This is a genomic window from Helicobacter pylori, assembly GCF_002832345.1.
GTDB classification, from domain to species: Bacteria; Campylobacterota; Campylobacteria; order Campylobacterales; family Helicobacteraceae; genus Helicobacter; species Helicobacter pylori_CP.
In genome coordinates this window covers 23,607-38,692 of record NZ_PHLZ01000007.1, presented here as the reverse complement: position 1 = coordinate 38,692, position 15,086 = coordinate 23,607, and the positions used below count along the sequence as shown (strand labels likewise).

Annotated in this window: 13 protein-coding genes and 6 tRNA genes; 18 read left to right on the top strand and 1 reads right to left on the bottom strand. The window is 38.4% G+C overall.

The window, feature by feature from the left end:
- Positions 1-26: 26 nt before the first annotated feature.
- The 14 genes from CXY28_RS03320 (at position 27) to CXY28_RS03250 (ending at position 12,672) form a co-directional block, all read left to right on the top strand.
- A complete protein-coding gene (locus tag CXY28_RS03320; RefSeq protein ID WP_015643825.1) occupies positions 27-731 on the top strand; it encodes a di-trans,poly-cis-decaprenylcistransferase in 705 nt (234 codons plus the stop codon).
- Positions 725-1,411, top strand: coding sequence for an ABC transporter ATP-binding protein (locus tag CXY28_RS03315; RefSeq protein WP_000959624.1), 687 nt, complete (start codon positions 725-727; stop codon positions 1,409-1,411). The genes CXY28_RS03320 and CXY28_RS03315 overlap by 7 nt, the downstream gene beginning before the upstream one ends.
- A gap of 312 nt (positions 1,412-1,723) precedes the next feature.
- Entirely contained in the window at positions 1,724-2,998 is a 1,275-nt protein-coding gene (gene purD / locus CXY28_RS03305; RefSeq protein ID WP_078243997.1) for a phosphoribosylamine--glycine ligase, read from the top strand.
- A gap of 40 nt (positions 2,999-3,038) precedes the next feature.
- Positions 3,039-3,518 (top strand): RDD family protein, encoded by a 480-nt coding sequence (locus tag CXY28_RS03300; protein ID WP_100979446.1) that lies wholly within the window; start codon positions 3,039-3,041, stop codon positions 3,516-3,518.
- A gap of 2 nt (positions 3,519-3,520) precedes the next feature.
- On the top strand, positions 3,521-5,782 hold the full coding sequence (locus CXY28_RS03295) for an LPS-assembly protein LptD (RefSeq protein ID WP_100979445.1): 2,262 nt from the start codon (positions 3,521-3,523) through the stop codon (positions 5,780-5,782).
- A 15-nt stretch (positions 5,783-5,797) separates the two neighbouring features.
- Positions 5,798-6,502 (top strand): phosphoribosyltransferase, encoded by a 705-nt coding sequence (locus CXY28_RS03290; protein WP_198542598.1) that lies wholly within the window; start codon positions 5,798-5,800, stop codon positions 6,500-6,502.
- 2 nt (positions 6,503-6,504) lie between these two features.
- Positions 6,505-8,571, top strand: a complete 2,067-nt coding sequence (locus CXY28_RS03285; protein WP_100979443.1) for a polyribonucleotide nucleotidyltransferase — start codon at positions 6,505-6,507, stop codon at positions 8,569-8,571.
- A gap of 132 nt (positions 8,572-8,703) precedes the next feature.
- Entirely contained in the window at positions 8,704-9,021 is a 318-nt protein-coding gene (locus CXY28_RS03280; RefSeq protein ID WP_000669961.1) for a F0F1 ATP synthase subunit C, read from the top strand.
- Between the two features lie 68 nt (positions 9,022-9,089).
- Positions 9,090-9,176: transfer RNA gene (locus tag CXY28_RS03275), tRNA-Leu, on the top strand.
- A 52-nt stretch (positions 9,177-9,228) separates the two neighbouring features.
- Positions 9,229-9,315, top strand: a tRNA-Leu gene (locus CXY28_RS03270).
- 299 nt (positions 9,316-9,614) lie between these two features.
- The gene (gene cysE / locus CXY28_RS03265) at positions 9,615-10,130 is read left to right on the top strand and encodes a serine O-acetyltransferase (protein ID WP_000886353.1); all 516 of its coding nucleotides are present in this window, start codon (positions 9,615-9,617) and stop codon (positions 10,128-10,130) included.
- Between the two features lie 273 nt (positions 10,131-10,403).
- Positions 10,404-10,583 (top strand): IceA2 protein, encoded by a 180-nt coding sequence (locus tag CXY28_RS03260; RefSeq protein ID WP_100977717.1) that lies wholly within the window; start codon positions 10,404-10,406, stop codon positions 10,581-10,583.
- A gap of 329 nt (positions 10,584-10,912) precedes the next feature.
- A complete protein-coding gene (locus tag CXY28_RS03255) occupies positions 10,913-11,902 on the top strand; it encodes a DNA adenine methylase (RefSeq protein WP_050826240.1) in 990 nt (329 codons plus the stop codon).
- Positions 11,903-12,003: 101 nt separating this feature from the next.
- Positions 12,004-12,672 carry an HAD family hydrolase gene (locus tag CXY28_RS03250; protein WP_050826239.1) on the top strand — a complete coding sequence of 223 codons (669 nt, stop codon included), beginning with the start codon at positions 12,004-12,006 and terminating at the stop codon, positions 12,670-12,672.
- Between the two features lie 8 nt (positions 12,673-12,680).
- Here the strand turns inward: CXY28_RS03250 and CXY28_RS03245 are convergent, their stop codons facing one another.
- A complete protein-coding gene (locus tag CXY28_RS03245; RefSeq protein WP_100979442.1) occupies positions 12,681-14,417 on the bottom strand; it encodes an ABC transporter ATP-binding protein/permease in 1,737 nt (578 codons plus the stop codon).
- 185 nt (positions 14,418-14,602) lie between these two features.
- On the opposite strand from CXY28_RS03245, the gene CXY28_RS03240 reads away from it, so the two are divergent.
- From CXY28_RS03240 to CXY28_RS03225, 4 genes are all read left to right on the top strand, one after another.
- Positions 14,603-14,678, top strand: a tRNA-Thr gene (locus tag CXY28_RS03240).
- 27 nt (positions 14,679-14,705) lie between these two features.
- Positions 14,706-14,790 (top strand) — tRNA-Tyr (locus CXY28_RS03235).
- 15 nt (positions 14,791-14,805) lie between these two features.
- A tRNA-Gly gene (locus CXY28_RS03230) sits at positions 14,806-14,882 on the top strand.
- Between the two features lie 30 nt (positions 14,883-14,912).
- Positions 14,913-14,987 (top strand) — tRNA-Thr (locus tag CXY28_RS03225).
- Positions 14,988-15,086 lie beyond the last annotated feature (99 nt).

Here is a 15,086-nt window from a genome sequence, read left to right as displayed (position 1 = left end):
AGGACTTTCTTTAAAGGGTAAAGGCATTGGATAACGCTCTCAAACATCTTGCCATTATTATGGATGGTAATGGCAGGTGGGCTAAATTAAAGAATAAAGCTAGGGCTTATGGGCATAAAAAAGGCGTAAAGACCCTAAAAGACATCACGATCTGGTGCGCTAACCATAAGTTAGAATGCTTGACTTTATACGCTTTTTCTACGGAAAATTGGAAACGCCCTAAAAGTGAAGTGGATTTTTTGATGAAAATGCTTAAAAAATACCTTAAAGATGAGCGATCCACTTACTTGGATAATAACATACGCTTCAGGGCGATAGGGGATTTAGAGGGCTTTTCTAAAGAACTGAGGGATACGATTTTACGGCTTGAAAACGATACCAGGCATTTTAAGGATTTTACGCAAGTTTTAGCCCTTAATTACGGATCTAAAAACGAGCTTTCAAGGGTGTTTAAAAACTTATTAGAAAACCCACCTAGCCATATAAATAATATAGAAAGCTTAGAAAATGAAATTTCTAATCGTTTGGACACGCATGATTTGCCGGAAGTGGATTTGTTGTTACGGACAGGGGGGGAAATGCGCTTGTCTAATTTTTTATTGTGGCAGTCCAGTTATGCGGAATTGTTTTTCACGCCGATTTTATGGCCTGATTTCACCCCTAAAGATTTAGAAAATATCATTAGCGATTTTTACAAAAGAGTGCGCAAATTTGGGGAATTAAAATGCTAGTAGAAATAGAGAATTTGACTAAAACTTATGGGAGTTTAAAAGCGCTAGACAATATCAGTTTGAAACTACCCAAACAGCAATTTATAGGGCTTTTAGGCCCTAATGGGGCGGGCAAAACCACTCTGTTAAAAATTTTAGCTGGATTGAATTTGAACTATCAAGGGGAAGTGAAAATTTTAGATCAAAAGATCGGCATAGAGACGAAAAAAAGCGTGGCGTTTTTAAGCGATGGCGATTTTTTAGATCCTAAATTAACGCCTTTAAAAGCGATCGCTTTTTACAAGGATTTTTTCAGCGATTTTGATGAATCAAAAGCCCTAAATTTGCTAAAACGCTTCAGTGTGCCTTTAAAAAGAGAATTCAAAGCCCTTTCAAAAGGCATGAGGGAAAAATTACAGCTGATTTTAACCCTATCACGAAACGCTTCTTTGTATCTTTTTGATGAGCCGGTGGCTGGGATTGACCCTATTGCAAGAGAAGAGATTTTTGAGTTAATCGCTAAGGAGTTTAGCCAAAACGCAAGCTTGCTAGTCTCTACGCATTTGGTGGTGGATGTGGAAAAGTATTTAGACAGCGCGATTTTTTTAAAAGAAGCCAAAGTAGTGGCTTTTGGGGATGTGGGAGAATTAAAAAAAGGGTATAGCAGTTTGGAAGCGGCGTATAAAGAAAGGCTGAAATAGATCAGTCAGTTTCTCTTAAAACGCCTAAACGCCAATCAAAACTATCACAGATTGTTGGAATATTTTTGCATGGAATTTCTTTAAAATTTAAGTATAATTGTAAGAATCGCCTGGGTGATTTGCGTTTCTTATTGATGGCAAGTTCGTTGAAAAAATAAGTTAGGCTAAGGTAGTGGTTTTTGTGTGATGGCATTTTTTAAATCTGCCCCTAAGAAAATCCTCCTAGCCTTATTAGTGTAGGTTTGTTGAACTTATGCACATGTAAAAGTAGCGGTCATCTGGGTTTAAAAACAACCACATTTTAGGAAAGACATGAAAGATAACAACAACTATAATGTTTTAATTGTGGGGAATAAGGGGCGAGAGTATGCTTTGGCTCAAAGGCTTCAGCAAGATGAGCGAGTGAATGCTTTGTATTTTTGTTTGGGTAATGGTGGCACTCAAGATTTGGGCGAAAATCTGGAATGCGAACATTACGAGCATATCGTGGAATTAGCCCTGAAAAAACAGATCCATTTAGCCATCATTTCAGAAGAAGAGCTTTTGGTTTTAGGGCTTACAGAGATGCTAGAAAAAGCGGGGATTTTAGTGTTTGGAGCTTCCAAAGAAGCGGCTAAGTTAGAGGCTTCTAAAAGCTATATGAAAGCTTTTGTTAAAGAATGCGGTATCAAAAGCGCGTCTTACTTTGAAACAAACGACTTAAAAGAAGCTTTGAGTTACATTCAAAACGCTTCTTTCCCCTTAGTCATTAAAGCGTTGAATAAAAACACAAGCATTGTCCATCAACAAGAAGAAGCGTTAAAAATCCTTGAAGACGCTTTAAAACAAAGCAATGAGCCTGTGATCATAGAGCCTTTTTTAGAGGGGTTTGAGCTTTCAGTTACAGCGCTCATAGCCAATGATGATTTTATCTTGTTGCCCTTTTGCCAAAACTACAAACGCTTATTAGAGGGGGATAATGGGGTCAATACAGGAGGTATGGGGGCCATCGCTCCTGCAAACTTTTTCTCTAATGAATTAGAAGAGAAAATAAAAAATCATATTTTTAAACCCACTTTAGAGAAACTTCAGGCTGACAACACGCCTTTTAAAGGGGTTTTACTCGCTGAAATTGTAATCATAGAAGAAAAAGGTGTTTTAGAGCCGTATTTATTGGATTTTAGCGTGCGTTTTAAAGATATTGAATGCCAGACGATTTTACCCCTTTTAGAAAGCTCGCTTTTAGATTTGTGTTTGGCTACAGCCAAAGGGGAATTGCATTCTCTTGAATTGGTGTTTTCTAAAGAATTTGTGATGAGTGTCGCGCTTGTTTCTAGGAATTACCCCACTAGCTCTTCGCCCAAACAAACCCTTTATATTGATCCGGTTGATGAAAAAAAGGGTCATTTGATTTTAGGGGAGGTGGAGCAGGATAATGGCGTGTTTGAAAGCAGTGGGGGGAGGGTGATCTTTGCCATTGGCAGAGGAAAATCCTTATTGGAAGCCAGAAACCATGCTTACGAAATCGCTCAAAAGGTGCATTTTGAAGGCATGTTTTATCGCAAGGATATTGGTTTTAAGGTGTTAGATTTGAAAGAATATTCTTGAAGTTTAAGACAAACCAAAGAGTTTGTCTTGTTTGTTTTGAATGCGCTCTCCAAATTTAGAAAAAGAAGAAACTGAAATCATAGAAACACTCCTTATGCGTGAAAAAATGCGTTTATGCCCTTTGTATTGGCGCATCTTAGCGTTTTTAATTGATGGTTTGTTGGTAGCGTTTTTATTGAGCGATCTTTTAGACGCATGCGATTTCTTGCATTCTTTATATTGGCTGACTAACCCCATTTATCACAGCGTGTTTGTTGTAATGAGTTTTATCGTCTTGTATGGCGTTTATGAAATCTTTTTTGTGTGTTTGTGTAAGATGAGTTTGGCTAAACTGGTTTTTAGGATTAAAATCATTGATATTTATTTAGCAGATTGCCCCAGTAGGGCTATTTTATTGAAGCGTTTAGGGTTAAAGATCGTGGTTTTTCTATGCCCCTTTTTATGGTTTGTAGTATTTAAAAATCCCTATCATAGGGCATGGCATGAAGAAAAAAGCAAAAGTCTTTTGGTGTTGTTTTAATCATGATTTATTGGTTGTATTTGGCGGTCTTTTTTTTGTTGGGCACATTAGAGGCTAAAGAAATCGCTATGCAACGATTTGACAAACAAAACCATAAGATTTTTGAAATCCTTGCGGATAAAGTGAGCGCTAAAGACAATGTGATAACCGCCTCAGGGAATGCGATCTTATTGAATTATGACGTGTATATTCTAGCGGACAAGGTGCGTTATGACACCAAAACTAAAGAAGCGTTATTAGAAGGCAATATCAAGGTTTATAGGGGCGAGGGTTTGCTCGTTAAAACCGATTACGTGAAATTGAGCTTGAATGAAAAATATGAAATCATTTTCCCCTTTTATGTCCAAGACAGCGTGAGCGGGATTTGGGTGAGTGCGGATATTGCTAGCGGGAAGGATCAAAAATATAAGGTTAAAAACATGAGCGCTTCAGGGTGCAGCATTGATAACCCCATTTGGCATGTCAATGCGACTTCAGGCTCATTTAATATGCAAAAATCGCATTTGTCTATGTGGAATCCTAAGATCTATGTCGGTGATATTCCTGTATTGTATTTGCCCTATATTTTCATGTCCACTAGCAATAAAAGAACTACCGGGTTTTTATACCCTGAGTTTGGCACTTCCAATTTAGACGGCTTTATTTATTTGCAACCCTTTTATTTAGCCCCCAAAAACTCATGGGATATGACCTTTACCCCACAAATCCGCTATAAAAGGGGTTTTGGCTTGAATTTTGAAGCGCGCTACATCAACTCTAAAGACGACAGGTTTTTATTCAATGCACGCTATTTTAGGAATTACACCCAATACGTCAAACGCTATGATTTGAGGAATCAAAATATCTACGGGTTTGAATTTTTAAGCTCTAGCAGGGACACTCTACAAAAATACTTTCATCTTAAATCTAATATTGACAACGGGCATTACATTGACTTTTTATACATGAACGATTTGGACTATGTGCGTTTTGAAAAGGTTAATAAGCGTATCACGGACGCTACGCACATGTCTAGGGCGAATTATTACTTGCAAACAGAAAACAATTATTACGGCTTGAATATCAAGTATTTTTTAAACCTGAATAAAATCAACAATAACCGTACTTTCCAATCTGTCCCTAATTTGCAATACCATAAATATTTAAATTCTTTGTATTTTAGAAATTTATTGTATTCGGTGGATTATCAGTTTAGAAACACCGCAAGAGAGATTGGTTATGGCTATGTGCAAAACGCTTTGAATGTGCCGGTGGGCTTGCAATTTTCTTTGTTTAAAAAGTATTTGTCTATAGGGCTTTGGAACGATCTCCAACTATCTAATGTGGCTTTAATGCAATCTAAAAATTCCTTCGTGCCTACGATCCCTAATGAATCAAGGGAATTTGGGAACTTTGTGTCTTCAAATTTTTCCATGTATGTCAATACGGATTTAGCCAGAGAATACAACAAGCTTTTCCACACGATCCAATTGGAAGCGATTTTCAACATCCCTTATTACACCTTTAAAAACGGATTGTTTTCTCAAAACATGTATGCTTTAAGCGCGCAAGCCTTAAACAGCTACACTTCGCCTTTATTGAGAGATTATGATTATCAAGGGCGTTTGTATGACTCTGTGTGGAATCCTAGCAGTATTTTACCCAGCGATGCGAGCAATAAGACGGTGAATTTGACCCTAACGCAATACCTTTATGGCTTAGGAGGGCAAGAGTTATTGTATTTTAAAATATCGCAACTCATCAATCTTGACGATAAAGTTTCGCCCTTCAGGATGCCATTAGAGAGCAAGATCGGGTTTTCGCCCTTAACAGGATTGAATATTTTTGGGAATGTCTTTTATTCGTTTTATCAAAACCGCTTAGAAGAAATCTCCGTGAACGCCAATTACCAACGCAAGTTTTTAAGCTTTAACCTCTCTTATTTTTTAAGGAACAATTTTAGCAGTGGGATTAATAGCATTGTAGAAAATCCTGCGGATTATTTAAAGGCGGGTTTTAGCAACGACTTTGGTTACTTTTCCATGAGCGCGGATGTGGGTTATGATATTAGAAACAATGTGGTTTTAAATTGGAATGTGGGGATTTATAAAAAAATCCGTTGTTTTGGGATTGGCTTTCAATTCGTCAACCAACGACGCCCCATCCTCACCGGCGATCCCAACCAGCCTATAAGAGTGTTTGAAAATAACTATGTTAAGCTAGAATTAGACTTTTCACCGATCACTAAAACCAATGTAACTTACCGCTCTTTACAGCGTAAGTAAAAAAAAGGAATGTATTTGAATACGGATTTTAGCCATATCACCGATATAGAGGGCATGCGTTTTATCAATGAAGAAGACGCTTTGAACAAATTGATCAATGAAATCCACACGCGCCACATTGATTTAAAAGATTCCATCATGCTCGCTTTGAGTTTTAACGCTCTGTATTTAGCTCACGCTTTAGCGCAAAAATTTGGAGCGACTTATGATATACTTTTTTTAGAACCTATCCTAGCCCCTTTAAACTCAAAATGCGAGATCGCTTTAGTGAGTGAGAGCATGGATATAGTGATGAATGAAAGTTTGATCAATTCCTTTGACATCACTTTAGACTATGTTTATGGGGAAGCCAAGCGAGCTTATGAAGAAGACATTTTGTCTCACATCTATCAGTATCGCAAAGGCAATGCGATCAAAAGCTTAAAAGATAAAAATATTTTTATCGTAGATAGGGGGATTGAAACCGGGTTTAGAGCAGGGTTAGGCGTGCAAACTTGCTTGAAAAAAGAATGCCAAGACATTTATATTTTAACCCCCATTCTCGCGCAAAATGTCGCTCAAGGCTTAGAAAGTTTGTGCGATAGGGTGATTAGCGTGTATCGCCCTGAATGTTTTGTCTCTGTGGAGCATCATTATAAAGAACTCAAGCGATTGAGCAATGAAGAAATTGAAAAATACTTGGGCGCTAACAACGCGCCTAATTTAAAAAAGGAACATTAAATATGGATTTTATCACCATCAATTCTAGTAACAAAACCGAAGAATTCGCTCTCAAACAAGTGGCCAAACAAGCCACCAGCTCTCTTTTATACCGATTAGGAAAAACCATCATTTTAGCGAGCGTGTGCACAGAAAGAGAGCCTGTGAGTGAAGATTTTTTGCCTTTAGTGGTGCAGTTTTTAGAAAAATCGTATGCAGCCGGAAAAATCCCGGGCGGTTTTGTTAAAAGAGAAGGTAGGGCGCAAGATTTTGAAATCTTAACCTCTAGGCTCATAGATAGGACTTTACGCCCTTTATTCCCTAAAGATTACCGCTACCCTACCCAAATCACTTTAATGGTTTTAAGCCATGATATTGAAAATGATTTGCAAGTCTCTGCTTTAAACGCTGCTTCAGCCGCTCTCTTTTTGGCCCATATCGCTCCCATCAAAAGCGTGAGCGCTTGCAGGATCGCTAGGATTGATAACGAATTTCTCATCAACCCTAACACAAGCCTTTTGAATCAATCCAGTTTGGATTTGTTCGTGTCTGGAACGAAAGAGAGTTTGAACATGATAGAAATGCGCTCTTTGGGGCAACAATTAAACGCTTTAGAAGAGCCTTTAATGTTAAAAGCTTTAGAATTGGCTCAAAAAAGTTTGGAAGAAACTTGCACGCTTTATGAAGAGGTTTTCACGCCCCACCAAAACGAGCTGCTTTTTAAAGAAAGCCAAGGAATAATTTTTAATGAAAGGCTGTTAGATTTATTAACAAATCAGTATTTTGATGAAATCATCAAAGGCATTGAAAGTTCTGCTTTGAGCGAGCGAGAGAATGTTTTCAATGAAATTGCTAAAAAAATCAGCGAAGCCCACTCAGAATTCAGTTTAGAAGAAATTGAATTGTCTTTAGAAAAAGTGAAAAAAACTGAGATAAGGCGCATGATTATTCAAGATAAAATCCGCCCGGATAAGCGTGCGTTAGAAGAGGTGCGGCCCATTTTGATAGAGAGCGATTTACTCCCTATGGCGCACAGCTCCATTTTATTCACTAGGGGGCAAACGCAGAGCTTAGTGGTAGGGGTTTTAGGCACGGATAATGACGCTCAAACCCATGAGAGTTTGGAGCATAAAGCCCCTATTAAAGAGCACTTCATGTTTCATTACAATTTCCCTCCTTTTTGCGTGGGCGAAGCGAGTTCTATTGGCGCGACTTCAAGGCGCGAATTAGGGCATGGGAATTTGGCTAAAAGAGCTTTAGAAACGAGCATTAAAAATAAAGAGCAGGTGATACGATTGGTTTCTGAGATTTTAGAAAGCAATGGTTCAAGCTCAATGGCGAGCGTGTGCGCAGGGTCTTTAGCCCTTTATGCAAGCGGTGTGGAAATTTACGATTTAGTCGCTGGGGTGGCTATGGGCATGGTGAGCGAAGGGCAAGATCACGCTATTTTAAGCGATATTAGCGGTTTAGAAGACGCCGAAGGCGATATGGATTTTAAGATTGCCGGGAATTTAGAAGGCATTACGGCTATGCAAATGGATACCAAAATGAGCGGTATCCAACTAGAGGTTTTATACCAAGCCTTACTCCAAGCTAAAAGAGCACGGAAACATATTTTAAAAATCATGCATGAAGCGAAAGAAAAGATTGTGATCAATTTTTCCCATTTGCCTACAACTGAAATTTTTAATGTCGCGCCAGATAAAATTGTAGAAATTATCGGTCAAGGGGGGCGTGTGATTAAAGAGATAGTGGAAAAATTTGAGGTTAAAATTGATTTGAATAAACCAAGCGGTGAAGTGAAAATCATGGGGAATAAAGAGCGTGTTTTAAAGACTAAGGAATTTATTTTAAACTACTTGCATTCTTTAGATCAAGAATTGGAGCAATACGCTATTGATGAGGTGCTAGAAGCTCAAGTGAAGAGAATCGTGGATTTTGGGGCGTTTTTAAGCTTGCCTAAGGGGGGCGAAGGCTTGTTAAGAAAACAAAACATGGACAGGTGTCAAGTGGTTTTAAAAGAAGGCGATAATATCAAATGTAGGGTGATTAGTTTCAATAAGGGTAAAATCGCTTTGGATTTGGCTTAAAATTTTAAAAAGCGTTTTTTAAAAGCATTTTTAAGCTAGTTTGTATTAAAATAAATTCTTGCTTGTATTTTTGAAAGTAGAGGAACGATTCGAAATGAAAATCAAGCCCAATTTTTGAAACGGAGTGCGAAAATGAAATTTTTAGCGTTATTTTTTCTGGCTTTAGCGGGCGTTGCTTTCGCTCATGATGGTGGAATGGGTGGGATGGATATGATTAAATCTTATTCTATCTTAGGGGCGATGATCGGTTTAGGGATTGCCGCTTTTGGTGGGGCGATCGGCATGGGGAATGCGGCCGCAGCGACCATTACAGGCACAGCGAGAAACCCAGGAGTGGGCGGTAAATTGCTCACAACCATGTTCGTGGCCATGGCGATGATTGAAGCGCAAGTGATTTATACTCTAGTGTTTGCTATTATCGCTATTTATAGTAACCCATTCTTAAGTTAAGGGTTTTGATAAGCTAAATTATTGCTTAAAAAGCATGATTTAGCTATAATATTTGTTTTAAATTTTTAGCACTGGTGGTGGAATTGGTAGACACGCCATCTTGAGGGGGTGGTGGGAGCAATCTCGTGCGAGTTCGAGTCTCGCCCAGTGCACCATTAAGTTTCTTTAAGGAATAAGTGGGTATAATCTCACTCTTTGTTCTATAACGCCGAAGTGGTGGAATTGGTAGACACGCTAGACTCAAAATCTGGTGGGAGCAATCCCGTGTCGGTTCGAGTCCGACCTTCGGCACCACTACTAATAATTTTTTTCAATCTGCTTTTTATTTTTTCGTTTAAAATAGTTTTATCCCAAATAAATGCCAAATTAATGATGGATTAGCGGGTTTTTTTAAGCCTTTTTAAAGGGTTGTTTAAGAGAATTTAAAAGAATTAAAAGAGAGAGCGTTTTACTCTATTGATTTTACTCCATTAAAAGGAGTATGAGTTTAGGTATAATGGCAAGAAAAATTTGCATCAAGTTTTATTGGAATGGATGAGAAAAATCTGCTTAAGTCATGTTGATCCAAATATATTTTAACCGGAGACTCTGTCATGCTAGATCTGTCTTATAGCCTGGAGCGTGTCTTGCAAGAAGACCCGGCAGCTAGGAATAAGTGGGAGGTGCTCTTGCTTTATCCGGGCATTCATGCGCTACTTTGTTACCGCCTAGCGCATGCGTTGCACAAGCGGAGGTTTTACTTCATTGCGCGCGCACTTTCTCAGTTAGCGCGTTTTATCACTGGGATAGAAATCCACCCGGGCGCTAAGATTGGGAGAGGGCTTTTTATTGATCATGGCATGGGTGTGGTGATTGGCGAGACCACAGAAATTGGAGATGATGTTACCATTTATCATGGCGTAACTCTAGGGGGCACGGGCAAGTTCAAGGGCAAGCGCCACCCTACTTTAGGCAACCGAGTGGTAGTGGGGGCAGGGGCTAAGGTCTTGGGCGCGATTTATGTGGGCGATGATGTGAGGATTGGGGCTAATGCGGTGGTGCTTTCAGATTTACCCACGGGTTCTACGGCTGTAGGCGCTAAAGCTAAAACCATCACAAAGGATCGTTAATTTTAGACAAGCGGTTGAGCTAATTTGCGCGATGCGGGTTATTTTGAGATAAATTGGTTAATGAGACTGATTTTATGAGAGTTAAGCGGGTTTGTTATTAAGCTATTCTTTAGGGATTTTGTGATAAAATACTTAAATACTTAAATACTTAAATACTTAAATACTTAAATACTTAAATACTTAAATACTTAAATTAGGTTTATCTGTTAGTTAGGCTATAGACTGGTAGTTTGGCGTTGGGTATATCACAATTTATATTTTAGGAGATTTATAATGGCGGTTGTAATTAAAGTCGTTAATGGCAAAATACAGGAATTTGAGAATGGTAGCTTTAAAAGAACTTATGGTAGTAACGCTGTTAATGTGCAAGTTTCAGGTGGTATAGTGGCTGTAACCACATCAAAGGGTAAAGTGGAAGAATATAAAGATGGTAGCTATAAAAGAACCTACTAGAAAATAGGGTAATAGTGGCAATAGCTTTGATGTATTCAGCTAGTAGGGGGTGTCGCTGTTTTTCTAGTGGTGTTTTAATGAGCAGTTGTGATAGAAAAAGTCCTTGTTTGCAATAGGAGAGGTGTCAGCTATTTATTGTTTTAGTAAAGCCCTTGGTAGGGCGTGCGTTAAAAGACGCTTATTGTTTTGCATAGAACTGATTAGTTGGTTTTAAGATTATTTTAATCGTGGGGGTTAGGACTTATTCATAATCAAGTTATGTTACAATACATAAAATTTAACTTTAATATAGCTATACCATTTAAAGAAGCATATACAAACACAGATCAATGAACTACATCGGCTCTAAATACAAGCTCATTCCCTTTATTAAGGAAAATATCCATGCGGTTGCGGGCAACGATCTCTCTGGCGCGATTTTTTGTGATCTGTTCGCTGGGACGGGCATTGTGGGGCGTGTGTTTAAAAAAGCTGTTAATAAGGTTATTTCTAATGATTTGGAGTATTATAGCTTTGTTTTGAATCAAAATTATATCGGCAACATTCAAGAAATCCCCAATAAAGAAGAGCTTATTGATAGGCTCAATAGCGTTGCTTTAAAAAAGGGTTTTATCTATTCGTATTATTCTTTAGGGGGGAGTTCAAGGCAGTATTTTAGCGAAACAAACGCTCAAAAAATTGATGCGATGCGTCTAAAAATTGAAGAGCTTAAGCTTTCTCAAAACATTGATAATTGCGCGTATTATTTTTTGCTCGCATCGCTATTAGAGAGCGCGGACAAGGTGGCTAACACCGCTTCAGTTTATGGGGCTTTTTTAAAACGCCTTAAAAAAAGCGCTCAAAAAGAACTCATCTTAAAAGGCGCTCATTTTGATGTGAGTTTAAACGCTAATGAAGTGTACCAGCAGGATTCTAATGATTTGATTGGAAAGATTTCAGGGGATATTTTGTATTTAGACCCCCCTTATAATGCGAGGCAATACGGGGCGAATTACCATTTATTGAACACGATTGCTGCTTATACTCCCTTTGCTCCAAAAGGCAAAACCGGCTTGCCCAGTTACCAGAAATCCTCTTTTTGCTCTCGTTCTCAAATCTTAAACGCTTTTGAAAACTTGATCAAAAAAGCGCGATTCAAATATATTTTTTTAAGCTATAACAATGAAGGGCTTATGAGCGAGACAGAGATTAAAAATATCTTAAAAAAATACGGCGCTTACTCCTTAATGACCAAAACTTACATGCGTTTTAAAGCGGATAACAAACGCGCCCATAAAGCCGCGCACACCAAAGAGTGTTTGCATATTCTTATCAAATAAGAGTCAAGATAGCCTAACCTTAAATGGCAAAAATAATCGCTTAAATACCGCTTGAATAAGGTAAAATGAAACCAAAATAAGCCTATAAAAAAGGGGAAATCATGGCGCTTGAAGTGGTTTTATGGGATTTTGATGGCGTGATTTTTGACAGCATGCATTTAAAATATGAAGGGTTTAAGGCGTTGTTTCAAAAGCATGGCAACAAGAATCAAGAGGATTTGAAACAATTTGAAGTTTATCACTATCAAAGTGGAGGGATTTCAAGGAATGAAAAAATCCAATATTTTTATAACGAGGTTTTAAAAACCTCTATCGCTCAAGAAGAAGTGGATGCATTAGCCCTAGAGTTTGGCGCTATTATAGAACAAAAGCTTTTTGATAGGGAGCATTTGAATAGCGAAGTGATGGCGTTTATTGATGAGCATTATCAAAATTACATTTTCCATATCGCTTCAGCGGCCTTGCATAGCGAATTGCAAGTGTTGTGCGAGTTTTTAGGGATCATTAAGTATTTTAAGAGCGTTGAAGGGAGTCCGCCTAATAAACCCAAGATCATCGCCAATATCATTCAAAAATACGCCTATAACCCAAGCCGCATGCTAATGATAGGCGATAGCGTCAATGACTATGAAAGCGCTAAGGCTAATAAAGTGGCGTTTTTGGGTTACAACAGCAAGGTTTTGAAAAATTTAGTGGGTCAAAACGGCTATCAAGGGAAGTATTTGGAGAGCTTTAAGGGGTTTGATTTACAAAACTTTATAAAAGAGTAAAGCCAGCTTTAGCCGAGATTGTCTTTGTGTTGGCTCATATCAATGATGACTTCACAGCGTTCAATCGTGCTTAAGCGGTGGGCGATAACGATTAGGGTTTTATCTTTGGCGATTTGATAGATTTCATCCATGATTTTACTCTCGGTTTCATTGTCTAGGGCTGAAGTGGCTTCATCTAAAACCAAAATTTCAGGGTTATCGTATAAGGCTCTTGCAATGCCTATGCGCTGTTTTTGACCGCCACTAAGCTTAGCGCCCCCTTCGCCCACTTGGGTTTTAAGGCCTTCATGCTCGCATAAAAAATCATAAATATGAGCCATTTTGCACACCTTAATCAAGCGTTTTTCATCTATGGCGCTCCCAAAAGCGATATTATCCCCCACAGTGCCATCAAAAAGGTAAATATTTTGGGGGATATAGCCTATTTTTTTACGCCATGAGCGCCTGTTTTCGTTGGTTAAAAGGGTGTTATCAATAAAAATTTCCCCGCTTTTAGGGTAGGTAAGCCCCATAATAATATCCGCCAGCGTGGATTTCCCACACCCGCTATGGCCTATGAGAGCGACTTTTTGACCTTTTTGAATGGTGAGGTTAAAATTCTTTAAAACCGGGTGTTTTGACTTATAGGCGAATGAAATGTTTTGAAGAGTGATTTTTTCATTAAAGTCTAAAGGGACTAAATCCTCTTCAACGATGGTTTTAGAAAGGCTTTTAAAAACCATGTTGGTCGCAGACTGGTTGTAAGCGATTTCATTATATTGATTCAAAACGCCAGTAACAGAAGGGAGCGTGCGATAAAGCGCTAGAGCATACATAGAAATGGTAGGGAGCACCATTTTAGCTTCGCCGTATTTGAATAAAATGTAAGCGACCGCTAAAATCAACAAACTAAAACCCACCGTTTCTAATGAATACCTGGGGACTACTTGTAAAGTGGCGTAAATGATCTCGGTGTCATGGGCTTTACGGCTATTTTCTCCAAAAAGCTTGTGGGCTTCTTCGTGGTTGTCTTTGAGTTTAGTGATTTTGAAATTGCTGAAAAATTTTGAAAAAACCTTAAGCGTTTGCGCCCTAGATTTTGCCGCTATCTCGCCCTTTTTTTGAATAAGAATGGTGATTTTTTTAGTGATGATAAAAATTTGTATAGAGATGATTAGAGTGAATACAAGCGTTAACTTCCAGTTAGTGATTAATAGCGTGGAATAGAAAAAAACGATCACGGTTAATTCAGTGAGTAGATTCAAAAAAGCGTTAAAGCTCATAAACATGCCATCCGCTTTATTATTGATAATGTCTCTTAAAGAATCCAAGTTGTGGTTAAGGTGGGAGAGGTAGTTGCTTTTAATGTGCTGTAAAAAAAGTTGTTGCTTGATTTGATAAGCTTTTTTATTGGAAAAACGCCCTTTCAAATAAGTGAAAGACACCCCATAAAACATCCTAAACAAATAAATCCCCACCAAGCAAAAACTAAAGAAATACATAAGGCGAACGGGAGATGAAAAATGGAAAAAATCATAGACCATTTTCCAGTCTTTATCGTCTAAAGCCCTACTAGGATCGGAAGCGAGAGTGATAAAAGGCATTAAGAGAGTTAGAGACATCACTTCCACAAAAGAAGAAAAAACCGCCATCAGCACAAGCAGGAAAAAAACCATTTTTTCCTTGAAAGTGATGAGCATGTAGATTTGCTTTAAAGAACGCAAAAAGTATTTTAAAGTAGAAATTTTATGTTTTTTTTTCGCCATAATTTAAGTGTCCATAAATTCTTTTATATGTAATAAGCTTGAGCTGTGTTAAGCCAAATTGAGCTAGATTATAGCTAAATTTTAACCATGCTCTGTGCCATACGAATAATTTAGCTTTCTGTCATCATTTCTTGACAAGTCAAGTATAAAACTGCTATAATCCCAAGTCTTTGATTATTTTAGTTGCTGGCTTAGCTCAGTTGGTAGAGCAGCTGCCTTGTAAGCAGCAGGTCGGGGGTTCAAGTCCCTTAGCCAGCTCCAGTTAAAATGTTATTTTGTAAAGTTTTTGGTGAGATACTCAAGTGGCCAACGAGGGCAGACTGTAAATCTGCTGACTATGTCTTCCGTGGTTCGAATCCACGTCTCACCACCATTTTGTTTTATAGATGCGGGAATAGCTCAGTTGGCTAGAGCATCAGCCTTCCAAGCTGAGGGTCGCGGGTTCGAGTCCCGTTTCCCGCTCCATTTTTAGGATAACATTTTAGTTTTTGAGACGCCTATATAGCTCAGAGGCAGAGCACTTCCTTGGTAAGGAAGAGGTCGGCGGTTCAATTCCGCTTATAGGCTCCAGTTTATAATCTCTTGAATGGCGATAAGACAAAAATGTCTTAAATTTTGTGGTAGCATTTAGGAATACTTAGGATTTTGTTTAGTATAATTCTAAAATCC